The following is a 25,129-nucleotide window of genomic DNA, read 5'->3' as shown; positions in this document are numbered from 1 at the left end:
CGCCGCCCGCCCGGCGAGGCGGGTCGCTCAGCGGGGCGAGTCGCTCAGCGGGGCGAGTCGGCGGCGGGCAGGGGGGCGCGGGCGCCGAGCAGACCCCCGACGAGCAGGAGCGCGAGCGAGCGGTGGACGTCGTCGCGGTCGAGCACCGGATGGCGCTGCCAGGCGTGGTAGGGAAACTCGCCGAGCAGCACCCACAGCACGATGGCGGCCGCCGACGGGTCCAGCGACCGTCCCGGCGCCCACCGCGCCATCAGCCGCGCGGTGACCGCGTCGAGGTAACCGCGCAGCTGGCGGCTCAGCCGCTGCAGCGGCGCGGTCGGCAGGACCTCGGTCGTCCACACGTGCAGGGTGGGGCCGCGCTGTCGCAGCACGTCCAGCCAGCGGTCGATCCAGGCCAGGATGTCGTCCTCGTCCTCGGCGCGCAGCAGGTCGTCGAGGTGGGTGCAGATGTCGACCGCCGCCTGGTGGGCGAGCGTGGCGAAGACCGCGTACCGGTCCTCCCAGTACTGGTAGAACGTGCCGTGAGCGACGCCGGCCTCGGCGGTGATGTCGTCGACGCTCGTGCCGGCCAGCCCACCGCGCTCGAACGCCTGGTTGGCGGCGGCGAGGATGCGCCGGATCGTCGGTTCGGACCGCCGGGTGACCCGCCGGCGCAGGCCGAGCGGGGCCGTCTCGCGCCATGCGCCGAGCGGATCCGCGCGATCCGGGCAGCTGTCCAGCAGCAGGCCCGGCCAGGGCGGGGGGCCGCCGTCGGCGCCCACGGGACCGGCCGCACCCAGGGGACCGGCGGTGCCCGTGGGACCGGCGGTGCCCGTGGGACCGGCGGTGCCCGTGGGACCGGCCAGCGGTGGGAACAACGAGGAGTGGATGATCGTCGCGAGCGTGGCGTGCACCGACGATTCGGGCGGCAGGACGCCGGGGCGGCGTGGATCGAGCACCACGTGCGTCCACTGCATGAGACTGATGATCGCGATCGCGAGGACGCGGGTGTCCACCGGACCGGCGCCGGCGAGCGCCAGCCGCGGGCGCATCTCCTCCGCGAGCTCGCGCAGGTACTGCTCGGAGGGGTCCTCCGGCATCAGGGCGTCGTCCGCGACCAGCGGCCAGGCGGCGAAGACGGGCGAGTGCCGGCGAAGGACGTCGTCGAGGCCCTCGAGCCAGGTGCGGAACTCCGCCAGCCCCGCCGGTCCGGGCTCGACGACCCGCTGACGTCGGAAATGGCGGACGAGGTCCCGCCCGAGTTGCTCGTAGAAGAGGGCGAACAGCTCGATCTTGCTCTGGAAGTACTGGTAGAAGGCCGTGTCCGAGCGGCCGGTGGCCTCCGTGATCGCCAGGATGCTGGTGCCGTGGTAGCCGCGCTGGGCGAACAGGTCGCGGGCCGCCGCCACGATCTCCGCACAGGCCCGCTCGCCCTCCGGACCGATCACGGGGCTGACCGGATACGGCTCGCGCCGCCGCGAGGGCAGGACCGGGTCGCGCTCGGGTTCGACCTCCACCCGGCGCCCCCTCACGCGTCCTCACCGTCGCCCGCCGCACCGTCGCCCACGGCCCACTCCGGGCATTCCCGCCTGCAAGTCTAGGGCGCCGGTCAGGCAGAAGACCCGCGACCGCCGTCCCACCGCCCCGATCGGGTCGGACCTGCGACCGCGTGCCCGGCTCGCGGGAAACGGTGGGCCGGTGCCGGGAACCCCTTCAGCCCGAAACCCGACGATGATGATCTTGGTGTTCCGCGGAACCGCGCCAGGCCGTCGGACGTGCGCCGGACGTCCCCGACGCCCGTGACCGGGCGGAGCCGAGCCGACCGCCGGGCCTGCGTTGCCCCTCGTAGTGCTCCCGCACTAGTGTCTGATGTCTAGCGAATTAGCCTTGATTTTTGGGTAACGCAATGATGCGGCAGGGCGGCCGACGGCCGTCCCCTGGGAGGCGACATGACGGCGCGAGTGGTCCTGACGGCGCGAGTGGTCCTGACGGCGCGGATGGTTGCGACGGCGCGGGTGGTCCGATGACGCTGCGGGTGGGCATCGTGGGGGTCGGCTGGGGGGCGATCGTCCAGGCTCCGGCCTATCGGGCTGCGCAGGGGTACGAGCCGGTGGCCCTGTGCGCACGCACGCCGGAGCGGCTCGGGAAGGTGGCCGCCCGGCTCGGCATCGACGACACCTCGACCGACTGGCGCTCGTTCGTGCGCCGCGACGACCTCGATCTGATCTCGGTCGCCACCCCGACCGCGCTGCACCACGAGATCACCCTCGCCGCGCTGGACGCGGGCAAGGCCGTGCTGTGCGAGAAGCCGCTGGCCGCCGATTCGGCGCAGGCGCGGGAGATGGTCACCGCGGCGCAGGAGTCGGGCCGGCCGACCGGCTGCTGCTTCGAGAACCGCTGGAACCCGGAGTGGCTGGCCATCACCGACCAGGTGCGGGCCGGGCTGCTCGGCACCCCGCACGTGGCCCGGGTCAGCCGCAGTGCCTCCTACTGGCACCCCAGCCGGCCGCTGCAGGCCGCCTGGATGTACGACCGCGCCCAGGGCGGCGGCTACCTCGCCGGCATGCTCGTCCACGACCTGGACTTCGTCTGCTCGCTGCTGGGGCCGCCGGTGGCGGTGTGCGCCGACGTGCGCAGCTCGGTGCCGACGCGGGTGCTGCCCGACGGCGGGGAGCTGGCCGTGACCGCGGACGACACCTCCGCGGTGCTGCTGCGGCTCGCCTCCGGCGCGATCGCGATCCTGAGCGTCTCCACGATCGGCGCGAACGTCGACCACTTCCGCCTCGAGCTGCTGGGCGGGGACGGCACCATCGTCGCCGACGGCAGCCTGCGCCACACCTCCTACCAGGCCGGCCCGGCGAACGTGAAGGGGCTGGCGCCGCTGGCCCCGATCGAGCGCGAGCCCGCCTTCCCGCAGCACCTGCCCGAGGGCCTGGCCGGGCACGGCAGCCGGGCGATGGCGCTGATGCTCGAGGACTGGCTGCCCGCCTTCGACGGCCAGCCCACCCCGGTTCCCACGTTCACCGATGGGCTGCTCAGCCTGGAGATCATCGACGCGGCGCACCGGTCGTCCGAGGGCGCCGGCTGGGTTCCCATCGAGCTCTGACGCAGGGGTTCGAGCTCCGACGCGGGGTTCGAGCTCCGACGCGGGGGTCACAGTCCCCCGCGAGGATCGCAGAAAGGACGGTGTACGCATGACCGACGCAGAATCCAACCCCGCCGCCGTCCCGCAGCGCGAGGACACCGACGACCAGGATCTGCTCACCTACGGCGAGGTGGCGGTACGCCTCGCCGAGGAGGTCAGGGCGCAGGCCGTCCTGGTCACCGAGTTGGAAGGGGCCGAGCCGGTGGACGCCGAGCGCGTCGCGCGCGAGCGCGCCCGGCTCGCGGCGTTGCGCGACGCCCAGGAGCGCAACTCGCGGCGGCCGATCAACGACGAGAACTTCGAGCGTTTCTTCGGCTACCGCGGCACACCCCGCTACGAGTCCTGAGACCGCTCCAGGTTCCCCGGACCGCGCCGCCTTCCCGGCGGCCGGTCCGCGCCCGGTGAGCGGCGCCGACCCCCGCCCGCCGCCGGGCCCGGCGGCCCTCACCGCCTGTAACCCTTCCGCGCACGTACCCCTCGACCCCGGCGTTCCACGGCGCCGGGGCACATCTGTTTCCCTTTCCTGCCGTTCTCTTTCCCGCCGTTCTCCACTCTCTTCCCTGACCGTTCCCACGGGGGTTCACGATGCGTCGCCGTTCCTTGTCGTTATCCAGCGCTGCCGCCGTGCTGGCGTTAGTCGCCGCGGGGGTGAGCGCGTGCTCGTCCCCGGCGGCGTCGTCGGCGGGACCCTGTGACAGCCCGGGCGTGACCTCGTCGGAGGTCAGGCTCGGGCTTCTTTATCCCGACTCCGGGCCGACGGCGGCCTCGCTGGCCGCCACCCGCGCCGGGGTCGACGCCCGCATCGGCCAGGTGAACGCCGCCGGCGGCATCCACGGACGCAAGATCGTCTACGACTGGCGGGACGACCAGGGCGACCCCGGGTCCAACGGCGTCGCCGCGAAGGACCTGGTCGAGCGCCAGCAGGTCTTCGGCGTCCTGGAGTACTCCCTGGCCGCCGACGGCAGCGCCCAGTACCTCGCCGACCACGGCGTCCCGGTCGGCGGGCTGGCCACCGGCGACGTCTGGGCGAAGTACCGCAGCATGTTCTCGTTCTCCTCCACCACCGGCGCCGCGACCGACACCTACGGCACCTTCCTGCGCTCGCAGGGCGGGACGAAGGCCGTCCTGCTGCGGACCGCGCTGTCGGCCGGCGTCGGCAACACCAGCGCCAAGATGACCCAGAGCGCCCAGGCCGCCGGCATCCCCGTCGTCGGCGAGATCGCCTACACCGCGAACGCGGACAGCCCGGCGTCCGTCGCCCGGCGCATCGCCGACAGCGGCGCCGACACCCTGCTGACCGTCATCAACGCCCCCGACCTGCCGGCGGTCCTGACCGCCGTGCGCGCCGCCGGGGTGAACCTGCGCGTGGTCCTGTCGGTCAGCGGCTACGACACCCAGCTCCTGCACGACTCCGGCGGCGCACTGGCCGGCGTGACCATCCCGGTGTTCTACCGCCCGTTCGAGGCCGGCGGCCCGGCGATCGCGAACTACCGCACGTCGATGGCGCGCTACGCCCCGCAGGTCCCCAACCCGCAGCAGGAACTGGCGATGATCGCCTACATCGACACCGACCTGTTCCTGCGCGGGCTGACCGAGGCCGGCGCCTGCCCGACCCGCGAGGGCTTCGTCAACGCCCTCAACGCGGTGCACGACTACGACGCCGGCGGGCTGATCCAGCCGATGGACATCGCCCGCGACCGGGGCAAGCAGACCACCTGCTGGTCGTTCGTGCAGGCGAACCACACCGGTGACGCCTTCAGCGTGGTCCGCGAGAACCTCTGCGGCCACGAGCTGCCCGCCACCACCGGCTCCTGACGCCCGGCCCGTACCCGCCCTCGCGCTACGGCGACGTGCTGGCGGCGGTCTCGGCCGTCGCGGCGTCGTGACGGGCGCGCAGGGCGGGGCGGGTGAGCTTGCCGGCGGCGTTGAGCGGCAGCGCGTCCACGACGTACCAGTAGGCGGGCACCTTGAACCCGGCCAGCCGGTCGCGGACGAACTGGCGCAGCTCGTCGACGGGCGGCGGCCGGTCGGGGTCGGCGGGGACGACGAACGCGGCCAGCGTCTCCCCCAGCCGGGCGTCGGGCACCCCGACGATCCCGGCGTCGGCGATCCCGGGATGTTCGACGAGGGTGTGCTCGATCTCCAGCGGGTAGACGTTCTCCCCGCCGCGCACGATCATGTCGTTGCGCCGGCCGACGAGGTGCAGGTAGCCGTCGTCGTCGAGGAAGCCGAGATCGCCGCTGTGCAGCCAGCCGTCGGCGGCGTGCACGCTCAGGTGCGCCGCGGCGGCGAGCACCTCGCCGACCCCGGCGTCGTCCGGGTCGTCGATGCGCAGCCGCAGCCCGGGCACGGCCCGCCCGACGGTGGCGAGCAGGTCGGGGGCGCCGGCCGCGGCCCGGTCGTGGTCGGCCGGGGTCAGGCAGGTCAGCGGGCTGCCCTCGGTCTGGCCGAACAGGTTGACCAGGCGCACCCCGGGCAGCACCGCCTGCACCCGGCGCAGCGTCTCCGGGCTGATCGGCGACGCACCGTAGATCAGGGTGCGCAGCGGGACCGCGTCGAGCGTCCCCTCCGCCAGCAGCATCTCGATCATCGTCGGGACGAGCTGGCCGTGCGTGGCGCCCTGGTCGGCCAGGCCGGCCCACCACCGGTGGGTGAACCGGGACGTCGGCAGCACGGTCGCGCCGACGGTCACCGCGACGAGCGTGTTGCCGAGCCCGCCGATGTGGTGCAGCGGCGAACCCGTGGCGTAGCGGCTGTCCGGGCCGAGGTCGAGCAGGCCGGACAGCAGCTCGGTGCGCGCGGCGAGCACGTCCTGGGTGACCGGCACCCGCTTGGCCGCGCCCGTCGTCCCCGAGGTGTGCAGGTACAGCGCGACCGGTCCGCGCGGCACCGGCGGGGCCGCGCCCGACGCCCGCAGCGCCGGCACGGGTACCACCCGCGCCCCGGCCAGCGCCGCGGCCTCGGCCGCGACGGCGGCCCAGGCGGGTTCGGTGAGCAGGACGCCGGCGCCGGTGGCGCGCACCGGGCCGGCGAGTTCGGCGGCGGTCAGCCGGGGCCCGAGCGGGGCCACCGGACGGTCGGCCGCCGCCCCGCCGAGCAGGAGCGCCAGCGCGTCGGGGTTGCTGGTGAGCAGCGCCGGCACCGGCGCGCCGGCCAGGCCGCCGAGCCCGGTGAGGAACTCGGCGGCGTGCGTCGCCCGCCCGACGAGCTCGGCGCCGCTGACCGGCCCGCCGGCGTCGAGCACCGCCGGGCGGGCGCTGCCCGCATGCGCCGCGACGACACGCTCCCACCAGCCCCCGTCAGGCACTGACGTAGCCGACGGTCTTGGCCTCCGTGTAGGAGGCGAAGCCCTCCAGGCCGCCCTGCCGCCCCAGGCCGCTCTGCTTGAAGCCCCCGTAGGGGCCGTCGGAGCCGTAGAACATCCCGCCGTTGACGTTGATGCTGCCCGTGCGGATGCGCCGGGCGACGCCCAACCCCCGCTCGACCGACGCCGAGTACACCCCGCCGGACAGGCCGTACGGGCTGTCGTTGGCGATGCGCACCGCGTCGGCCTCACCGTCGAACGGGATCGCGCACACCACCGGCCCGAAGATCTCCTCCCGGGCGACGGTCATCGTGTTGTCCACGTCGGCGAGCAGCGTCGGCTGCACGTAGTAGCCGTGCGGCAGGTGCTCGGGCCGCCCGCCGCCGACGACGACCCGCGCCCCCTGCGCCCGGCCGGCCTCGATGTAGCCGAGGACCCGCTCGCGCTGGCGGGCGTTGATGAGCGGGCCGGCGAGGTTCGCGGGATCGGTCGGGTCGCCGTAGGGCAGGGCGCCGATCACCCCGGCGAGGATCTCCACGCCCTCGGCGTAGCGCTCGCGCGGCAGGAGCACCCGGGTGAGCAGCGCGCAGCCCTGCCCGGAGTGCAGGCAGGCGCCGAACCCGGCCAGCGGCAGGACCGCGGCGAGGTCGGCGTCGTCGAGGATGATCATCGCCGACTTGCCGCCGAGTTCGAGCAGGGTGCGCTTCATCGTCGCCGCCGACTTCTCCACGACGAGGCGGCCGACCCCCGTCGACCCGGTGAACGACACCATGTCGACCCGCGGGTCGACGAGGAGCTGGCCGGCGACGGCGTTGTCCGAGCAGGGCACCACGTTGACCACACCCGGCGGGATGTCGGTCTGCTCGGCGATGAGCCGGCCGATGCGGGTGGCGTTCCACGGCGTGTCCGGCGCGGGCTTGAGCACGACCGTGTTCCCGGTCGCCATCGCCGGGCCGAGCTTGTTGATCGTGACCTCGAACGGGAAGTTCCACGGCACGATCGCCGCGACCACGCCGACCGGCTCCTGCCAGACGGCCCGGTGGCTGGGGCCCATCAGGTGGGTGTCCGGCAGGGACCGCTCCCAGGGGAAGCTGTCCATCAGCTCCAGCGGGCCGCGCAGCCCGTCGGCCAGCGGCCAGTCGAGCTGGGCGATGCCGGTGACGGCGACGGGCGCGCCGGCCTCGGCGACGAGCTCGGCGCGCAGCTGCTCGCGCTCGCCCTCGAGTGCCTGCTGGAGCTGCGTCAGGCAGCGGCGGCGCAGGTCCCGGTCGGTCGACCAGGCCGACTCGTCGAAGGCCCGGCGCGCCGCGGCGATCGCGGCGTCCAGGTCGACGGCCGCGGCGTCGCTGGTCTGGCCCAGCACCTGTTCGGTGGCCGGGTTGACGTTGTCGTAGACGGCGCCGCCGGTGGCCTCGACCAGCCGGCCGTCGATGAGCATCCGGGCCTCGCCGACCACGGCGGGAGCGGTGGGGGTGGTGGGGGTCGCGCTCGTCATGGGTCCTCCGCAAGTCCTCCGCCTCCACCACGCCGGGGGGCGGTGATCCGATCGGGTGAGCGGGCGGCCGGGCCTGGCCGTCGCCCGTGTTAGCGACGGACGTCCATGCCGGCGTCGACCTTGAGCAGGCTGCCGGTGAAGGAGCGGGCGGCGTCGGAGATGAGGAACAGGATGGCCTGGCTGACGTCGCCGGGCTCGATCATGGGGAGGTCGGGCAGCATCGTCTGCATCGCGTTGACGAGGTTGGGGTTCGCCTCGATCACGCCGAACAGCGCCGGGTTCTCGGTGACCATCGGCGTCGCGCAGTTCGTCGGCGCCACCGCGTTGACCCGGATGCGGTGCGGGGCCAGCCAGTTCGCGTACGAGCGGACCAGTGCGATGACGGCGTTCTTGGCCATCCCGTAGGCGTCGGACCCGCCGCGGCCGTCGGTGAGCGGCAGCAGCGCGGCCATGGAGCTGGTGGCGACGAGGTTGCCGCCCTGGCCGCGCTCGATCAGGTGCCCGATGGCGACCTGGAAGGTGTTCCACACGCCGATCTGCATGATGTCGATACCCAGGCGCAGGGCCTCGTCGGCGTCGCGCTCGTCGCTGTTGCTGAGGATGACCCCGGCGTTGGCGAGGACGGTGTCGATGTGGCCGAAGCGCTCGACCCCGGCGTCGAAGGCGGCCTGCAGCGCGGCCTTGTCGCGCACGTCGGCCTCGGCGGTGAGCATCTGCCCGCCGGCCTTCTCCACCAGCTGGGCCGTCTCGGCCAGGTCCTCGGCGGTGCCCAGCTTGTAGGGCACGGCTTCGAGGTCGCGACAGATGTCGACGCCGACGATGTTCGCCCCCTGCTCGGCGAACGTCACCGCGTGCGAGCGGCCCTGCCCGCGCGCCGCTCCGGTGATGAACACGACCCGGTCGTCCAACAAGCCCATGGATGCTCTTCTCTCGCCTCTGTCGGCCGCGGACCGGTGGCCCGCAGGGGCGGGGTCCGGTCGGACGGCACGGATGGTCCGGCCGGTGGTCCGGCCGGTGGTCCGGCCGGCGGGGCCGCACGCTCCCCCCGAGCGCCGGCCGCCTGTGAGCCACCACACTAGTAAGACACCTGTCATATTGGAACCCCGGGGTGGTCCCCGATCGCCGCAGGCCGCCACGGACACCTCTTCACCTGGCGTGATGCCCGTCCGCATACACTCGTTGCGCACGCAACGCGATGCCGGAATCACCGTCCGGGAATCGCTCGTTGCGACGAGGCCCGAGGGAGGCCGGGTTGCCGACGCCCGATCCGCTTCCCACGCCCGGCCCGCGCCAGGACGCCACGGACGCCGGCTCCCCCATCCCCGGGAGGGACACGCTCCCCGCCGAAAGGGTCACGCCCGCTCCTGGCGGGGACGCGTGGCTGCCGCAGCGCCGGCGTGCCCCGTATCCGGCCAGCCAGGCGATCGGCGCGGAGGGCGCCCGCGCCTGCCAGGAGATCATCGCCGCGGCGCGGCGACTGTTCGTCGAACGCGGCTACCACGGCACGAGCGTCCAGGCGGTGGCCGAGGCCACCGGCCGTTCCGACGCCGCCTTCTACCAGTACTTCCGCGGCAAGCTGGAGGTCTTTCGGATCTTCTTCGAGGAGCTCGGCGTCGACCTGGTCGACCACTTCCAGCGGCTGCCGGTGCTCAGCGCGGGACCAGCGGGGTTCGCGGTGTTCCGGGCCTGGCTGGGCGAGCTCGGCGCCGTGCTGCGCCGCCACTCACCGGTGTTCGCCGAATGGCCGCTGTCCACCGCGGAGGCCGCCCTCGTCGACAACGCGTCCGTCGACAACCCGTCCGAGGAGTACCTGCAGGTGCTCGCCGCGAGCCTGCCGTCGCGGCTGGCCCGCGCCGACACCGGCGGGGTGGACACCCGGGTGCTCTCCGTCGCCGTGATCTGCATCGTCGAGTGGACGCACATCGTCTCCGACGCCCGCGGCAGGGTCGCGCGGCACCCCGGCGAGGACGAGGCGCTGCACGACGCCCTCGCCGGCATGATCCACCGCTCGTTCTTCCCGCCCCCCGAACCGGCCCCCCGCTCCTGCGAACCGACCCCGCACTCCCCCGGCCCGTCCCCCACCGGCCCCGTCCCCCGCCCGGATCTCGCCGCGCTGGCCCGCGCCGCCGGCATCGCCGGTCCCACCGGCACGGCTCGCACCGCCGGCCCGTCATCCGGCGAGGTCCCCGCGCAGCGGGACGCGCCGCTGCCGCCGGGGCTGCGCAGGTCTGTCACCGGTCGGGGGCGCTCCACCGTGGAGACGATCGCCGAGGCGGCGGTCGCGGCCTTCGAGCAGCGCGGGCTCGCCGGCACCAGCGTCAACGACATCATCGCCCGCTCCGGCGTCGCGCACGGAACCTTCTACCGTTACTGGACCGACCGCACGGCCATCTTCACGACGCTGGCGCACCGCGCCGCGGTGCACATCTGCGACCACTTCGACGCGCTGCTCGCCGTGGGCACCGTCGACGAGCTGACCTGCTGGCTCGACGACTGGCTGCGCATCGTCGAGCGGCACGGCACCGTGTTCCACATCTGGACCTGCGAGATCCTGGACAACCCGCCGCTGTGGCCACTGGCCCGCGCGGTGCGCCTCCATCTCGAGGACGTCGTCGCCCGCCTGCCCACCCCCCGGCCCACCGCCACGACGCCCACCAACACGGAGCCCACCAACACGACGCCGACCACCATGACGATCGTGTTGTGGACGGTGCTCACCGAGTTCCCCTACAACGCCTGGCTGCGCCATCCGGTGCTCACCCGCGAACAGGTGCTGCACTGCCTGACCCTGCTCATGGCCCGCGGCGTCCTCGGCCTGCAGGACGCGACGGTCACCAACGGACGGGCGGAATCCACCCGCTCTGGCTGATCCCCCCTCTCACACCCGATCTTCCCGCCGCAGGGAATGTATTACTCCATCGGGCAGGGCGTTGTTACGAGGCGTTTACCGATACTTGAGGCGCCGTCCATTGCACGGACACGACGTAGTTGCACTATGTCAACTTCATGCCGCCTCGGCTATTCACACCTTTCCGAAGAACGGGGACCATCTCATGGGCCCGAAAACGGACGGGACGGCGCCGTCGGGCGGCGGGCGAACTTGGGGCGACATCGACATCCCTTGTTGTTGACCGACAGATTCCGCGTGTTCATTATATTCAACATGCGATCGACGTGGAGAACTCTGAATCGGGACTTACTGCGCGGAATAGTGCTGGCCTGCCTGTCGGTGGGCGTCATCGGCATCTCCTACGGCGCAGTCTGCGTCACCTCTGGGTTCCCTATGTGGTTTCCGGTCCTCGCCGCCACGCTCGTACTCGCGGCATCGTCGGAGTTCCTGTTCGTCGGGGTGATCGTCGCTGGCGGCAGCCCTGTAGCCGCGGTCCTGGTCGGCCTGCTGGTCAACGCCAGGCACCTGCCTTACGGGCTGGCGATCCCGCCCCGGGTAATTCAGCCCGGGTGGCGCCGGATTGTGGCCTCTCACCTCATGAACGACGAGAGCGTGGTGCTGTCCCTGGCCCAGCCGGACCTGCCCCGACAGCGCGGCGCCTACTGGGTCTGTGGGGCAGGCATTCTGATCTGCTGGCCAGCCGGGGCGCTTTTCGGAGCGCTGGCCTGGAACGTCATCCACGACACCGACGCGTTCGGGCTGGACGCGATGTTTCCTGCGGTGATCCTGGCCCTCATCCTGCCGGCACTGTACGAACGCGGGATGCTCCGGGCGGTGCTGACCGGGGCGGCGATCACGCTGGCCACGACGCCCTTCCTGCCGTCCGGGTTGCCGGAGCTGCTGGCCCTGTGCGCGGTCTTCCTCAACTCGGCCCCGGAGAAGCAGGAGAGGGCGGTCTGATGCCCTACCGACCCGCGGTGCTCGTCGCGCTGCTGGCCCTGGCGGCCGGCACGTTTCTCTTCCGCTTCACGGGACCGGTGCTGCGGTCCCGGCTGGCCTTCCCGCCGCAGGCCGAACGCCTGCTGAACACGGCGGCAATCGTGCTGCTGGGTGCCCTGGTGGCTTCGTCCGCGCTGGCTACCGGCCACCACATCAACGGTGTCGCCCGGCCGGTATGGGTACTCGTGGGCGGCGTGCTTGCCTACCGAAAGGTGCCCTTTCTGGTGGTCGTGGTCGTCGCCGCGGCCGTCACGGCAGTCCTCCGCCTACTCTCCGTGCCGTAGCCCGTGTCGCACCACAGGTTGCGGTCCAAGCAGAGCCCTCGGACGACGAACCCACGCCGCCGACTCGCATTCCGCGGTCGGAGGACACGGGAGAATTGATCTGCTTGTCAACAACGTCACGGGTACCTCGACGCCTCCGGGCGGTTTCCCGCAACTCGACGACGACGCGTGGCAGCACACGTTCACCATGACGCTCATGCCGACAGTCCGGACCACACGCGCGGCGCTCCGACTTCGCGGCGCGCCGGTCTGTACGCCTGGGACCGACTCACGGAAGGCTGGCGCCATGCGGAAACTGATCTACGGCATGAACCTGACCCTGGACGGCTACATCGCCGCGGCCGGCGACGACCTCGGCTGGAGCGGGCCGCCGAGCGACGAGCTGTTCCAGTGGTGGCTCGGCCACGAGCAGGCGAGTGGCCTGTCGCTGTACGGGCGCAGGCTGTGGGAGGCGATGAGCTCCTACTGGCCGACCGGCGACCAGCAGCCCGACGCCACCCCGGCGGAGATCGAGTTCGCGCGGAACTGGCGCGACACGCCGAAGGTGGTGTTCTCCTCGACGATCGCCAAGGTCGACGGGAACACCCGCCTGGTCACCGGCGACGCGATCGCAGAGATCACCCGGCTCAAGGCCGAGGACGGCGGCCCCATGACCATCGGCGGCGCGACGCTCGCCGGGGCGGCCATGCGCGCCGGACTGATCGACGAGTACGCGATCGTCGCCCATCCGGTCCTGGTGGGCAGCGGCACGCCGTTCTTCACCGCGCTGGACAGCTGGGTGAACCTGAACCTGGTGGAGACGCGGACGTTTCCCGGCGGCGTGGTCCTGACCAGGTACGAGACGAGGCGCTGAGCGCTCCTCCGGGAGTCACGGGCCAGATGTTCGGCGGTGCCGCGCTTTCCCGACCCCCTACTCGCATACGGCCGTCGCGATATTCCGACCGTTCAGCGTGCGCCGAACGACTGGCCTGCGAGGTGCGGGTGACCCTCGATCGCCGGGCGCGCTGGTTATCGGTCTTCCCAGGGATGCCCTGCGGCGAGGAGTGCGGCGCGCTGCCAGATGAGCAAATATTGACCCCCCCCCCCGGAGAAATTGCCGTTCTGACGGGAACGCTGTGCGTCATGACGCCGGTAACGCAGGGTGGGAATGTCGAGCAGGATTCCGGTGGCGAGGGCGGAGCCGGCGATGAGGGTTGCGGTGTCCTCGACGCCGCGTAGTGCCGCCCATCCCCCGACGGCGAGGAGCAGAGTGCGGCGCCACATCACCCCGGCCGGGTGCACCGGTGGCAGGGTCTGGTCGGGAAGGGCAGACGCCCACGCCACAGCCAGCGCACCGCGGGCCAGCGGCCCGGCGGGCACGGCCAACAGCAAGGTGTGCAGGGTGCCGTCCCCATGCAGGTCACGGGCATGACCGACCGCATAGCCGGCCGCAGGATGCGTGGCGAGCGCGCCGCTGAGGGCGGCGAGCGCGTCGGGTTCGAGCTCGTCGTCGGCGTCGAGGTTCTGGACCAGCGGCGCGGTGCATTCACCAAGGGCGATGTTGCGGGCGACCCCAGGGCCTTCCCGGGTGCCGTGCGCGCCGATCCGGACGCGGCCGTCAGCCGCCGCTCCACAGGCGGCCAGTGTGTCGAGAACGTCGTCGGACGGCCCGTCGATCTGCACCCGCCACGTCCAGTGCGGATGACGCTGCCGACGCAGCGACTCCCACGCCGCCGGCAGGTAGCCCGCGTACTCGGCGTGAGCCGCGGTGACCACATCGACCCGCATGTTCGCAGTATGTACCGATCCGATCCGCATTCGTGTGGTACATATCCGGAGAAGATCCGCCAGAAGGAGGCACGTGGACGTCGCATCGATCAACGCGCGGCTCGGTCAGGCAGCCTCCACCGACTCCCGTGAGTTGGACCGGATCTGCGAGGATCTCGCCGCCGAACTGATCGACGCCGGCATCGAACCCCCCTTCCAGATCCCGTCGGCGGACTTCGTCATCGACCCCTGGCTGATCTGCGCCGACCGGTACTGGCGCCGCCGATTCCTGCGCGAGCCCACCGTCGAGGTAGCGGCCCGCTGCGCCCGCTGGCTGTACGACCACACCGAACCGCCGATCCGCCCGAACATCATCGAGAAGTGGTCGCTGGGCTACGCCTTCATCACCAAGGACAGCGTCGAGTCCCGCCACGACCTCACCCTCGCCACCGGCCGCATCGTCGAGACGACCCAGGGCTCGGCCGACATCTGCTACTTCGCCGCGCTCTACCACGCCGGCAAGCTCCGCTCGAACTTCTGGTTCGACGAGCTCCACCAATTCCTCGAATCCTCCCTGCTCGCCGTCGCCGCCGGCCGCCACCGCGACGACCCGCTGTTCACCGGCCTACGCGCCTTCGCCGCGTTCGGCAGCCGCACCATCACCACCAGCCACGCCCTCGACCTCCTCGACACGGCCTGGCGCGCCACCCCACGTTCCCGGGCCGTCGTCGACGTCTGCCTGGGCGCCCTCGCTGCCGCCCCGCGTTTCCCGGAACGGGGCGAGCAGCTCCGTCGCCGCGCCACCGACGCCGTCACCGAGTTCCCGGACGACCATCTGTTCCAGTTTCGCCTCGCGTGCGGCCAACGCATGTGCGGCGACTACACCGACGCACTCGACACCATCGACACCGCGCTGCGCCTGCTGCCCGCGATCGGCACCCGCATCAGCCACGAACTTCTTCAGGAGCAGTACCTACGGGAACGCGACGTCATCGAAAAGGGTCTCGATCTCGCCGAACTGGCCGCTGGCCAGCAAACCCGCTGGCGTGCCCAGGACGCCGCCAACCGCGATCTGCGCCGGACGTTGCAGACCTCCGCGATCCGCGCCGTCGAACTCGTCACCGTCTTCACCGCCGCCGTCGCCTTCGCCGTCGGCTCACTCCCGATCACCCTCACCGGCAACCTCGGCTTCCGCGACCGCGCACTCCTGCTCACCATCCTCGGCGCCGGGCTCCTGCTCTTCGCGTTCGTCATCATCGCCGGCACCTGGATCATCACCGGCCGACACCACCCCGACCCCGACGCCAGTCCGCCGGACAGAACCAGCAGGTCCTGAACCCCGGGGCGACTTCACATGTTCGGGTCGGATGCTGGTTCGGTCAGCGCGTCCTCGTCGTGGCACGCGGGGACGGCTTCGTCGGTCGCACCAGGCGAACCAGACCATCGCCGCCTGGTAGGAGAACTCTCCGCGCAGCGCGCCGAACTCGCCGTCCGCGTGCACCAGGCGCACATCCGGGTAGCCGGCGGCCGGCAGGAGCCGACCGGCACGGTCCAAGACGTCCTCATCGATGTCGATCGAGATGACCTCGCCGGCCTCGCCCACCAGTTCGGTGAGCAACGCCGAGTTGTACGAGCTCCTCCGGGCCGGTCACCGCCTCGCCCTGGAACCACAGGTCGCCGGTGTCCTAGGTGATGTCGTCGACAAGAGCCTCGAGGCGGCGCTCTCCGTCGCGGGTGTGCGCGCCGGCGGCCAGTGCAGCCCTGGCGAGACGGGTTGCGGCGGGTTCGTCGAACAGTCCCTTGAGGAGCTCGTTGGCCTTCCGCAGGCCGTGCGTGGTCGATTCGACCGCGGTGTCGACCGCTTCGGTCGCGGCGCGGGCGACGCCGGGAGGAAGAGCGGCGATGCGGGCGGCGAGGGTGTCGACGACGTGGTCGAGCTCGGTGTCCGGCACGGCCCGGTTCACCCATCCAATCCGTTCCGCGGTCGCGGCATCGACCAGCTGCCCGCCGAGGATGATCTCCAGAGCACGCGCGCGACCCACGAGACCAGGCAGGTAGGCAGTGCCTCCCGCACCCGGGATGATTCCCAGCCGACACTCCATCTGCGCCATTGCGGCGCGTTCGAGCGAGGCGAACCGCAGGTCCATCGCGGACAGCAGTTCCGCACCGCCGCCGCGGGCCAGTCCGCGCACCTTGCCGATGGTGATCTGCGGCAGCGACCGAATGCGTTCGTGCAGGCGCATCATCGGGTTGAGGGACTGGTCCTGTTCGGGCGCGAGGGGGAGGGCAGCGAACGCCGCGGGGGCGTCGGCGGTCGTCATGTCGCCGTGCGCGACGAAGAAGTCCGGATCCGCGCTGTCGAAAACGATCACCCGGATGTCGTGGGCGCCGGACATCGCGGCCGCAAACCGGTCCAGGTCCGTCATCAGGGCGGTGTCGAGCAGATTGATGGGAGGGTTGTCGATCACGACGTTCGCCACGCCGCCGGCGAGAGAGATCGTGAGGGTCGAACATGCGTTAGTCATGATTCCCGTTTCGTCGTCAGACCGTCCGGTATCTGATGTATATCTAGTAGCGCGGATATACTTCAACGAAATCAGGTATCGCGAGGGAGACCGACGTGCCCGACGTGACGCTCGACGGCGACGGCCGACATCTGCTCGACCAACTCTTCGACAAGTGGTCCCTGCTGGTACTGGCCGCACTGTGCGACCGCCCCCGACGCTTCAACGAACTCCGGCAGGACATGCCCGCCGTCACCCCGAAGTCACTGACCGCCTGCCTGCGACGACTGGAGCGCAACGGCATGGTCGAACGAGCGGTCGTGTCCACGGATCCGGTGGCGATCGAATACCGCATCACCCCCCTGGGCCGGACCCTTCGGTCCCCTGTGCACGCCATCCTGGAATGGGCTGTCGGTCATCTCGACGCGGTCGAGGCCGCCCGCTGTCACTACGACGAGCGACGTGCGGACACGTGACATCCCGGCCTGTCTCGCGCAGGACGGCGCCGTTCACCTCGACGCGGCTGCGGCGGCGCGTTCGGTGAGGCGGCGGGTCAGGGGGCGGTCGGCGGCGCCGAGGTCGGGGACGGTCACGGCGCCTCCGGTCAGCAGCGCCGCGCCGGCGCGGACGTCCTCGGGGGTCAGCGCACCGTCGACGGTGAGCACGTCGCCGGTGGCCACCGCGATGCGGCCGACCGCGTCGATGCCGGCCTCGAAGGCCAGGCCGGTGACGGTCGTCGACTCGTGCGCGAGCCACAGCGCCACCGCGGCCACCGACGCCGGCGGGGCGACCCGCTCGATCGCGGCGTACATCTCGGGCCGCGACCGGGTCCGGTCGGCGGCCAGCCGTGACGCCGCGAACGGCGCGACCGCGTTGACGGTGATGCCGCGGCGGGCGCCTTCGAGGGCGAGCGTCTGGGTCAGGCCGTGCAGGGCGCCCTTCGCGACCGTGTACGGCAGCGCGGCGGCCAGGCCGAAGTAGCCGGCGGCCGAGGTCGTCGTCACGATCCGCCCGTAGCCCTGCTGCGCCAGGTGCGGCCAGGCGGCGGAGCACAGCGCCCAGGTGCCCAGCACGTGCACCCGGAAGAACTCGCTCAGCACGTCGGCGGTGACCTCGCGCAGCCGCACGATCCGGTCGATGCCGGCGTTGGCGACGACGACGTCCACGCGGCCGAACTCGGCGAGCGCCCGCTCGACCAGCGCCTCGGCGACCCCCGGCTCGGCGACGTCGCCGAGGTGCGCGACGGCCCTGCCCCCGGCCCGGCGGATCTCGGCGACGACGGCCGCGGCCCCCTCCGCCCCCTCGGCCCCCTCGGCCTGATCGGCGGCGGGATCGGGCAGGTCGTTGACGACGACGGCGGCCCCGCGGGCGGCGAAGGCGAGCGCGTGCGCCCGCCCGACGCCGCGCCCCGCACCCGTGACGAGCACGGTGCGACCCGCGAACGACAACTCCCCCGCCGACGACGACGCCGGATCGGGATCCGCCGCGGTCACAGCTCGACCGTGGGTGCGACGAGTTCGTCGCCGAGGCGGGCGACGTCGTCGAGCATCTCGGCGATGGTGCGCCCGCGCACGGCGACGGTGAGCCGGTGGACGCCGAAGTCGGCGTAGACCTTCGCCTCCTCGACGGTGCGCGCCCCGCCCGCGGTGAACTCCATGGCGTCGGGGTCGCGCCCGACGGCCCTGGTCTCCTCGCGGACCCGGGTGAGCAGCTTCGGCAGCTCGACGAGCGGGTCCTGGCCGGGGAAGACGAACGGGAAGTAGCCGTCGCCGCGGGTCGCCGCGCGGCGGATCGCCGCCTCCGACGCCCCGCCGACGAACAGCGGGATCGCCCGGCGCACCGGCCACGGCCGGCACTCCACCTGGTCGAAGGCGACGTACTCGCCGGCGAAGGTCGCCGTGTCGTCGCGCCACAGCACCCGCATGGCGTCGATGTACTCGTCCATCCGCCGGCCCCGGTTGCGGAACTCCATGCCGACGGCGGCGTACTCCTCGGGCAGCTCGCCGACGCCGATGCCGAGCATCAGCCGGCCGCCGGAGAGATGGTCGAGGGTGGCGGCGGTCTTGGCGAGCACCGTCGGCTGGTGCTCCGGCAGGATCAGCACGCCGGTGCCGAAGCGGATCCGGGTGGTCACCGCGGCGACGTAGGTCAGCCAGATCAGCGGGTCGGGCATGCCGCCGCGCCGCGAGAGCCGGTCCATGCTGCCGTTGGTGACGCCGCGGTACGGGGTCGCGTCGGGGCGGCGCGACTGCACGACGTGCTCCGGCGCCCACAGCGACTCGAACCCGGCCTGCTCGGCCGCGACGGCGAGCGCCACGGCGTCCTCGGGGTCGGGGAACCCGGTGCTGGCGAAGACGATGCCCCACTTCATGGAGACTCCTCAGGAAAGCACGGTCGGCGCGTTCTCGACCGCGGCGTGGCGGCCGAGCAGGTCGGCGAGGTAGGGCTGGGCGGCGCCCATGCCGCCGTCGACGCGCAGCACGACGCCGTTGACGTAACGGGCGGCGTCGGAGGCGAGGAACGCCACGACCCGGGCGACCTCGTCGGGCGTGCCCAGCGGGGACGGGGTGTGCGCGGCGAACACGGCGCGCATCCGGCGCAGCCCGCGGCCGGGCCCGCGGACGGTGTCGGTCAGCACGAGTCCCGGGGCGACGGCGTTGCAGCGCACTCCGACCGGGCCGTAGCGGGCGGCGATGCTGCGGGTCAGGGACTCCAGCGCCGCCTTCGACGCGCCGTAGGCCGGGCGCAGGTGCTCGGCGGCCGCGGCGGCCCCCGACGAGGTGTTGACGATCGACCCGCGGCCGGCGGCGATCATCGCGGGCAGCGCGGCGCGCGCCAGCAGCATCGGCCCGCGGACGTTGACGGCCATCGTCGCGTCCCAGAGCTCCGCCGACATCGTGAGCACCTCGGCGTCGCCGCCGCCGCCGGACAGTGCGGTCGCGGCGGCGTTGTTGTGCAGCACGCCGATCGGGCCGAGCTCGGCCGCGACCCGCGCGACGCAGTCGCGCACGGCGGCCTCGTCGGCGACGTCGAGGGCGAGCGCGACGGCCTGCCCGCCGGCCGCGACGATCTCGTCGCGGACCCGCTGCGCCGACGCGCCGGCAAGGTCGGTGACGGCGACCGCCGCGCCCTCGGCGGCGAGCCGGCGGGCGCTGGCCGCGCCGATCCCCGAACCCGCCCCCGTGACCAGCGCGACCTCACCCGCCAACGAACCACCCGCCAGCGAACCGGCCGCCGACGAACCGCCCGCCAGCGGGCCGCCGGCTAACGGACCCTGGGCACCGGCGCGGCCGGTCGACTCACCGGAGGTAGTCATAGCCGCCGTCGACCATCAGGGTGGTGCCGGTGATGTACTGAGCGTCCGGGCCGACGAGGAAGACCACGGCGCGCCCGACGTCGGCCTCGGCGTCGCCGAGTCGACCCAGCGGCACCTGGGCGGCGAGGCTCGCCGCGGCGTCGGGCAGGTCGGCCGTCCAACTGTCGAAGCCGGGCGAGCCGGCGAGCGGGCAGACGACGTTGACCCGGATGCCGTAGCGGCCCCACTCGGCGGCGGCGACGCGGCTCATCGTCCGCAGCGCCTCCTTGACCGCGGCGTAGGCGCCCATCGCGGGGCGGGCGGTCAGCCCGCTGCCGGAGCCGAAGTTGACCACGCTGCCCTTGCTGGCCCGCAGGTCGTCGAAGCAGGCCTGCATGAACCGCAGCGACCCGACCGGGCCCGACTGCCAGACGGCGTCCAGGTCGTCCTCGGTGAGCCGGCGGATCGAGCCGTACCGGGTGGTCTGCGCGACGTTGACGAGGCTCGTCACCGGGCCGAGCCCGGCGCGGACCGCGGCCACGGCGGCGTCCACGTCGGCGCGGACCCCCGCGTCGGCCTGCACCGCGATCGCCCGCCCGCCCCGCTCGACGATCTCGGCCGCCACCGCCTCGCACTTCGCCAGCGTGCGCCCGACGACCGCGACGGCCGCGCCCTCGGCGGCCAGCGCCAGCGCCACGCCACGCCCGACGCCCTGCCCGGCGCCGGTCACCAGGGCGACCGTCTCGGCCAGCCTCACGCCGATTCCCGCGCTGCTGTCTTCCCCGCTCCCAGTTCCCGCACTTCGGCCGCCGCCTGCGTGGCGTAGAGCGGGTCGGTGCGGTCGCGGCGCGGCAGGTGCTCGCCGAACTTGGTGATCCGGTCGCGGTCGGCGTCCCAGGGCCGGACCCACTCGATGACGGTGATCCGGTCGGCGATGCGCCACCGCCCGTCGCGGCGTTCGAACCGGTCGACGTACCGGAAGCCCGCGGCGTAGTTCCACCGCACGTCGCCGGCCGGCTCGCCCGCGTGGTAGGCGACGCCGTAGCTCTCGGCGACGGCGACGTGGGCGTCGGCGACGTCGTGACCGGCGGGGATGTCGACGAGGACGTTGCCGAGATGGTGCATGGTCATGGTCTGGCGGCCCAGCAGCGGGCCGACCCAGTCGATGAACTCGTCGCGGGTGCCGGTGAACGGGCCGTGCCGGTCGGTCGCCTCCGGCCAGTAGCAGCCGCGGACCAGTTCGAGGTCGAGCCGGTCGATGCCGCGGCAGTACTCCAGCAGCACCCGGCGGATGGCCGCCTCGTCGCCGGCCGTGGCCGGTCCACCCGTCGGCGTGCTCACCGGCGGGCCGCCCGCGCGCCGACGATGTTGACGGGAGCGACAGATTCGGCCGGAGCCTGACCTGGGAGCTGGTCCCCGGCGGACGAAGGACGGGCTCTTTCCTGACCTCGGAAGTCCGAAATGTCCGCCGTCACCGCTCGCCCACCTCCTCGGGAGGCCGCCGCTGGCCTCGCCATCGTCATTGGAGCGACGTTTGACGGTCATGTCAACATGCAGGATGCTCGACCGGTGGGGCCGTCGGGCGGGGTGATCAGCATGCGCCCGCAACGGCATCCGGACCAGTCACGCCGCCCCCACGGCCGGCCGATCCGGCTTCGGACCATCAGCGACACACACCGCTCAGAGAACCGTAGAGATCAGTCCGTGACAGCTCAGTCCGCAGAGACACACACATGTTCGAGGAGACCGGAGCCGATGAGGCAGGACATCCGATGAAGCAGGACATCCTGGCCGGCGTGCGGGTCGTCGAGGTGGCGACGTGGACGTTCGTCCCGTCGGCGGGCGCCGTGCTCGCCGACTGGGGCGCCGACGTCGTCAAGATCGAGCACCCGGTCACGGGTGACCCGCAGCGCGGCCTGATCAGCTCCGGCATCGTCGCCGGTGCCGGCAGCATCAACCACTTCATCGAGCAGCCCAACCGCGGCAAGCGCAGCCTCGGTCTGGACATCGGCAGCGAGTCCGGCCGCGAGATCCTGCGCAAGCTGGTCGAGCAGTCGGACGTGTTCGTGACGAACCTGCTGCCCGACTCCCGCGCCCGCGCCGGCATCGACGTCGACGACGTCCGCGCCTGGAACCCGAAGATCATCTACGCGCGCGGCCACGGCTACGGCTCGCGCGGGGAGCAGGCCGGCCGCGGCGGGTACGACATGGCCGCCTACTGGTCGCGCGGCGGCATCGGCGACTCGCTCATCCCGCACGAGGGCGACTGGCCCGCGCCGCAGCGTCCCGCCTTCGGTGACACCTACGGCGGCTTCGCGCTCGCGGGCGGCATCGCCGCGGCACTGTTCCGTCGCGAGCGCAGCGGCGAGCCGTCCGTCGTCGACGTGTCCCTGCTGGCCGCCGCGATCTGGCAGCTCGCCCCGGACATCGTCGGGGCGGGCGTCACCGGCGCCCCGATCCCGAAGTTCCAGCTCGAGGAGATGCCCAACCCGGTCGCGAACCTCTACCGCACCGGCGACGGCCGTTTCCTCGCGGTCGTGCTGCTGCAGGCCGACCGCTTCTGGGCGGACTTCTGCACCCGGCTCGGCCGCACCGACCTCATCGACGACCCCCGGTACAGCGACGCGAAGGTCCGCTTCGCCAACCGGCGCGAGTGCATCGCCGAGCTGCGGGCAACCTTCGAGTCGGCGCCGCTGTCGCACTGGGAGAAGGCCCTCGCCGACTTCGACGGCGTCTGGGACGCCGTGCGCACCGCCCCCGAGCTGCATCAGGACCCGCAGGTCCAGGCCAACGGCTACCTGCCGAAGATCACCGACGGCAACGGCAACACGTTCTCCGTCGCGGCGAGCCCGGTGCAGTTCGACGAGAAGCACCTCGACCTCACCGCCGCCCCCGAGCACGGCCAGCACACCGAGGAGATCCTCCTCGAGCTCGGCTACGACTGGGACAAGATCATCGAGTTCAAGGAAAACGGCGCCACCAGCTGACCGAGCACGGCGGGCCGGGCCGCGGTGACGCACGCCCGGCCCGCCGTCGCACGTGCCGCTTCGTTCACGTACTGCTCTCACCCCCGCGGGGCGCCCACGGCGCCTCCCGCCGAGCCCCACGAGGTATCCCAGCAGTGATCGACCAGGTCGGGGTCGCCGACACCGAGGATCAGGCCGCGCTCACCGAGGCGGTGGTCGGCCAGCTCGCCCGCCACTGGCCCGCGGACTCCCGGCACAAGCAGATCGCCGACCCCGCCCAGGTCTCGGAGCTGCCGGTGTGGGCGGCGCTGGCCGAGGTGGGGCTGGCGGGCCTGCCGCTGGCCGAGGAGCAGGGCGGCGCCGGCGGTCGCTGGGTCGACCTTGCCGTCGCCCTGGAGGCGGTCGGGGCGGTGCTCGCGCCGGTGCCGAGCATCGGCGCCGCGGCGGTGCTCGGAACCCTCCAGGCGCTGCCCGGTGCGCCGGCGTCGGCGCTGCTCGGCGCCGTCGCCGAGGGGACCGTGGCGACCTTCGCCTGGACCGCGCACGAGGATCTGTGGGGCGCGCCCGGCTCGGTGCGCGCGACCGCGCCGTCGCCGACCGACGCGCAGGTGACCCTCACCGGGGAGGTCTCCGCCGTGCTGTCCCCCGAGGCGGCCCACGTGCTGGTGCTCGCCGAAGCAGCCGGCGGTCCGCAGGCACCGGACGGTCCGCTGCTGGTCGCGGTCGACGCCGGCGCGGCCGGGTTCGACCTGACCCGCGTCGACGGCGTCGACGCCACCCGGCCACTGGGCACGCTGACCCTGCACGACACCCCGGGCACCGTGCTGGCCGCGGGCGCCGAGGCGACCGCGGCGGTGCGCCGGGGTCAGGCCACCGCGGCGCTCGCGCTGGCCGCCGAGTGCACCGGTCTCGCCGGGCACTGCCTGACCGGCGCGGTCGCCTACGCGGCCGACCGCCACCAGTTCGGCCGGCCGATCGGCTCCTTCCAGGCCATCAAGCACCGCTGCGCCGAGATGCTCGCCGAGGTCGAGCAGGCCCGCGCGGCCACCCGCCACCTCGCCGCCCGCCTCGACGACGCCGCCGCCGACCCGGCCGAGCTCGACGACGCCCTGGCGCTGGCCCTGCTCGCCGCCGGGCGCGCCGCCGGCGTCGTCTCCAACGAGTACCTGCAGATCCTCGGCGGGATCGGCTTCACCTGGGAGCACGAGGTCCACCTGTACCTGCGCCGCGCCGCGGCCGGCGCGCCGCTGCTCGGCGGCGCCGGCGCGCACCGCGCCCGGCTCGACCCGACGCGGCGCGGCACCGGCGCCCGCCCGACGCTGAGCGTGCCCGACTCCGGGCCCGCCGCGGAGCTCGCCGGGCACGTCGCCGCCCTGCTGCCCGCCTGGCGCGAGCGCTGGGGTGACGAGGTGTCGTTCGCCTCCCGGATGGCCTGGCAGCAGGCGCTGCACTCGGTCGGCTGGGTCGCCCCGCAGTGGCCGGTGGAGTACGGCGGGCGCGGGCTCGGCATCGTCGACCAGGTCGCCTGCGACCGGGTGATGGCGACGCACCGGGCGCCGCAGCCGCTCGGCGGCGTCCTCGGCCTGAACAACGTCGCCCCGACGCTCATGCGCTACGGCACCCCGGAGCAGAAGGCACATCTGCCGGCGATCCAGGCCGGCACCGAGATCTGGTGCCAGGGCTTCTCCGAGCCGGGCTCCGGCAGCGACCTCGCCTCGCTGCGCACCCGCGCGGAGCTCGTCGGCGACGGCGACGACGCCGCGTTCGTCATCACCGGGCAGAAGGTGTGGACGTCGGAGGGCATGGAGGCGACCCACTGCCTGCTGCTCGCCCGCACCGACCCCGACGCGCCGGCGCACCGCGGGATCTCCGCGCTGCTCGTGCCGCTCGACCTGCCCGGCATCACCCGCCGCCCGATCACGATGATCACCGGCGAGAGCGGCTTCGCCGAGGTGTTCTACGACGAGGTTCGCGTCCCGCGCAGCGCGCTGCTCGGCCCGTTGCACGCCGGCTGGACGGTCACGATGACCACCCTCGGCTTCGAGCGGGCGGGGGTCATCGAGCTCGCCGCCGGGCTGGAGCAGTCCGTCGACGACCTGGTGACGGCGCTGTCCGGGCACGGCCTGGACGAGCAGACCCGCCTGGAGCTCACCGACCGGCTCGTCGAGGCCCGCCTCGTCGGCCTGCTCGGCAGCCGCGCGCTCGGGCGCATCGCCGAGGGCGGCGCGCCCGGCGCCGAGCACTCGGTCATCAAGCTGCTGTGGTCGCGGGCCATGCAGCACCAGGGCGAGACGCACCTCGCCGCGCTCGGCCTCGCCGGCGTCGCCGAGACGACCGGGCGCCGCGCGCAGCGGGAGTACCTGATGTCGCGGTCGGCGACGATCGCCGGCGGCACCACCGAGATCATGCGCAACATCCTCGCCGAACGCGTCCTCGGCATGCCCCGCTGACCTGGAACGTCCCGAACCCGGGGCGGCCCGCTCAAGACGGAGCCACCCCGGGTTCGATGTGACAGTCGGTAG

22 protein-coding genes and 1 pseudogene are annotated in these 25,129 nt (G+C 73.0%); 11 read left to right on the top strand and 12 right to left on the bottom strand.

Going from position 1 to position 25,129, the window contains the following annotated elements:
• Nucleotides 1–44: 44 nt before the first annotated feature.
• Complete coding sequence (locus tag FRAAL_RS35850) at nucleotides 45–1,511, bottom strand: TetR family transcriptional regulator (protein WP_011604698.1); 1,467 nt, start codon at nucleotides 1,509–1,511, stop codon at nucleotides 45–47.
• Between the two features lie 491 nt (nucleotides 1,512–2,002).
• Here FRAAL_RS35850 and FRAAL_RS15545 point away from each other — a divergent pair, with 491 nt between their 5' ends.
• The 3 genes from FRAAL_RS15545 (at nucleotide 2,003) to FRAAL_RS15535 (ending at nucleotide 4,939) form a co-directional block, all read left to right on the top strand.
• Nucleotides 2,003–3,085, top strand: coding sequence for a Gfo/Idh/MocA family protein (locus FRAAL_RS15545; RefSeq protein WP_011604697.1), 1,083 nt, complete (start codon nucleotides 2,003–2,005; stop codon nucleotides 3,083–3,085).
• A gap of 88 nt (nucleotides 3,086–3,173) precedes the next feature.
• On the top strand, nucleotides 3,174–3,470 hold the full coding sequence (locus tag FRAAL_RS15540) for a hypothetical protein (protein ID WP_011604696.1): 297 nt from the start codon (nucleotides 3,174–3,176) through the stop codon (nucleotides 3,468–3,470).
• A 239-nt stretch (nucleotides 3,471–3,709) separates the two neighbouring features.
• The gene (locus FRAAL_RS15535) at nucleotides 3,710–4,939 is read left to right on the top strand and encodes an ABC transporter substrate-binding protein (RefSeq protein WP_041939358.1); all 1,230 of its coding nucleotides are present in this window, start codon (nucleotides 3,710–3,712) and stop codon (nucleotides 4,937–4,939) included.
• A gap of 25 nt (nucleotides 4,940–4,964) precedes the next feature.
• Here FRAAL_RS15535 and FRAAL_RS15530 read toward each other — a convergent pair whose 3' ends face one another.
• From FRAAL_RS15530 to FRAAL_RS15520, 3 genes are all read right to left on the bottom strand, one after another.
• Complete coding sequence (locus tag FRAAL_RS15530) at nucleotides 4,965–6,431, bottom strand: class I adenylate-forming enzyme family protein (RefSeq protein WP_011604694.1); 1,467 nt, start codon at nucleotides 6,429–6,431, stop codon at nucleotides 4,965–4,967.
• Nucleotides 6,424–7,923, bottom strand: coding sequence for an aldehyde dehydrogenase family protein (locus FRAAL_RS15525; protein WP_011604693.1), 1,500 nt, complete (start codon nucleotides 7,921–7,923; stop codon nucleotides 6,424–6,426). Before FRAAL_RS15525 ends, FRAAL_RS15530 begins: the two co-directional genes overlap by 8 nt.
• An 89-nt stretch (nucleotides 7,924–8,012) precedes the next feature.
• Nucleotides 8,013–8,840, bottom strand: a complete 828-nt coding sequence (locus tag FRAAL_RS15520; RefSeq protein ID WP_041939357.1) for a mycofactocin-coupled SDR family oxidoreductase — start codon at nucleotides 8,838–8,840, stop codon at nucleotides 8,013–8,015.
• 335 nt (nucleotides 8,841–9,175) lie between these two features.
• Here FRAAL_RS15520 and FRAAL_RS15515 point away from each other — a divergent pair, with 335 nt between their 5' ends.
• The 4 genes from FRAAL_RS15515 to FRAAL_RS15500 all read left to right on the top strand — a co-directional run bounded on the left by FRAAL_RS15515 (nucleotide 9,176) and on the right by FRAAL_RS15500 (nucleotide 12,949).
• Nucleotides 9,176–10,792: a TetR/AcrR family transcriptional regulator gene (locus tag FRAAL_RS15515; protein WP_157892110.1), complete on the top strand. Its 1,617-nt coding sequence runs from the start codon at nucleotides 9,176–9,178 to the stop codon at nucleotides 10,790–10,792.
• Nucleotides 10,793–11,050: 258 nt separating this feature from the next.
• Entirely contained in the window at nucleotides 11,051–11,773 is a 723-nt protein-coding gene (locus tag FRAAL_RS15510) for an AzlC family ABC transporter permease (protein ID WP_231861014.1), read from the top strand.
• Nucleotides 11,773–12,096: an AzlD domain-containing protein gene (locus FRAAL_RS15505; RefSeq protein WP_011604689.1), complete on the top strand. Its 324-nt coding sequence runs from the start codon at nucleotides 11,773–11,775 to the stop codon at nucleotides 12,094–12,096. Before FRAAL_RS15510 ends, FRAAL_RS15505 begins: the two co-directional genes overlap by 1 nt.
• Before the next feature lie 286 nt (nucleotides 12,097–12,382).
• Nucleotides 12,383–12,949: a dihydrofolate reductase family protein gene (locus FRAAL_RS15500; protein ID WP_041939356.1), complete on the top strand. Its 567-nt coding sequence runs from the start codon at nucleotides 12,383–12,385 to the stop codon at nucleotides 12,947–12,949.
• Between the two features lie 155 nt (nucleotides 12,950–13,104).
• Here the strand turns inward: FRAAL_RS15500 and FRAAL_RS15495 are convergent, their stop codons facing one another.
• Nucleotides 13,105–13,863: a glycosyltransferase family 2 protein gene (locus FRAAL_RS15495; RefSeq protein ID WP_041939355.1), complete on the bottom strand. Its 759-nt coding sequence runs from the start codon at nucleotides 13,861–13,863 to the stop codon at nucleotides 13,105–13,107.
• A 73-nt stretch (nucleotides 13,864–13,936) separates the two neighbouring features.
• Between FRAAL_RS15495 and FRAAL_RS15490 the strand changes: the two genes are divergently transcribed.
• A complete protein-coding gene (locus tag FRAAL_RS15490) occupies nucleotides 13,937–15,178 on the top strand; it encodes a hypothetical protein (protein ID WP_041939354.1) in 1,242 nt (413 codons plus the stop codon).
• Between the two features lie 153 nt (nucleotides 15,179–15,331).
• Here the strand turns inward: FRAAL_RS15490 and FRAAL_RS36110 are convergent.
• Nucleotides 15,332–15,466 (bottom strand): annotated as a pseudogene (locus FRAAL_RS36110) (methyltransferase, FxLD system); the annotation flags it as partial.
• A gap of 61 nt (nucleotides 15,467–15,527) precedes the next feature.
• Nucleotides 15,528–16,433: an enoyl-CoA hydratase/isomerase family protein gene (locus tag FRAAL_RS15485; RefSeq protein WP_231861013.1), complete on the bottom strand. Its 906-nt coding sequence runs from the start codon at nucleotides 16,431–16,433 to the stop codon at nucleotides 15,528–15,530.
• Nucleotides 16,434–16,471: 38 nt separating this feature from the next.
• Here FRAAL_RS15485 and FRAAL_RS15480 point away from each other — a divergent pair, with 38 nt between their 5' ends.
• Complete coding sequence (locus tag FRAAL_RS15480; protein WP_197537196.1) at nucleotides 16,472–16,822, top strand: winged helix-turn-helix transcriptional regulator; 351 nt, start codon at nucleotides 16,472–16,474, stop codon at nucleotides 16,820–16,822.
• 33 nt (nucleotides 16,823–16,855) lie between these two features.
• Here FRAAL_RS15480 and FRAAL_RS15475 read toward each other — a convergent pair whose 3' ends face one another.
• Genes FRAAL_RS15475 through FRAAL_RS15455 form a run of 5 tightly spaced genes read right to left on the bottom strand, consistent with a single transcriptional unit; the run spans nucleotide 16,856 to nucleotide 20,982 of the window.
• Nucleotides 16,856–17,839, bottom strand: coding sequence for an SDR family NAD(P)-dependent oxidoreductase (locus FRAAL_RS15475; protein WP_157892109.1), 984 nt, complete (start codon nucleotides 17,837–17,839; stop codon nucleotides 16,856–16,858).
• On the bottom strand, nucleotides 17,836–18,717 hold the full coding sequence (locus tag FRAAL_RS15470; RefSeq protein ID WP_011604682.1) for an LLM class F420-dependent oxidoreductase: 882 nt from the start codon (nucleotides 18,715–18,717) through the stop codon (nucleotides 17,836–17,838). Before FRAAL_RS15470 ends, FRAAL_RS15475 begins: the two co-directional genes overlap by 4 nt.
• A gap of 9 nt (nucleotides 18,718–18,726) precedes the next feature.
• Nucleotides 18,727–19,662: an SDR family NAD(P)-dependent oxidoreductase gene (locus FRAAL_RS15465; RefSeq protein WP_157892108.1), complete on the bottom strand. Its 936-nt coding sequence runs from the start codon at nucleotides 19,660–19,662 to the stop codon at nucleotides 18,727–18,729.
• Nucleotides 19,646–20,398, bottom strand: coding sequence for an SDR family NAD(P)-dependent oxidoreductase (locus FRAAL_RS15460; RefSeq protein ID WP_011604680.1), 753 nt, complete (start codon nucleotides 20,396–20,398; stop codon nucleotides 19,646–19,648). The genes FRAAL_RS15465 and FRAAL_RS15460 overlap by 17 nt, the downstream gene beginning before the upstream one ends.
• Nucleotides 20,395–20,982: a nuclear transport factor 2 family protein gene (locus tag FRAAL_RS15455; RefSeq protein WP_011604679.1), complete on the bottom strand. Its 588-nt coding sequence runs from the start codon at nucleotides 20,980–20,982 to the stop codon at nucleotides 20,395–20,397. Before FRAAL_RS15455 ends, FRAAL_RS15460 begins: the two co-directional genes overlap by 4 nt.
• A gap of 431 nt (nucleotides 20,983–21,413) precedes the next feature.
• Here FRAAL_RS15455 and FRAAL_RS15450 point away from each other — a divergent pair, with 431 nt between their 5' ends.
• Entirely contained in the window at nucleotides 21,414–22,628 is a 1,215-nt protein-coding gene (locus FRAAL_RS15450) for a CaiB/BaiF CoA transferase family protein (protein ID WP_050997138.1), read from the top strand.
• A 134-nt stretch (nucleotides 22,629–22,762) separates the two neighbouring features.
• Nucleotides 22,763–25,057, top strand: coding sequence for an acyl-CoA dehydrogenase family protein (locus FRAAL_RS15445; protein WP_011604677.1), 2,295 nt, complete (start codon nucleotides 22,763–22,765; stop codon nucleotides 25,055–25,057).
• Nucleotides 25,058–25,129: the final 72 nt, after the last annotated feature.

This window comes from Frankia alni ACN14a, from assembly GCF_000058485.1.
GTDB lineage: Bacteria > Actinomycetota > Actinomycetes > Frankiales > Frankiaceae > Frankia > Frankia alni.
The sequence above is the reverse complement of the archived record's forward strand: the minus strand, read 5'-3'. Positions and strand labels throughout refer to the sequence as shown.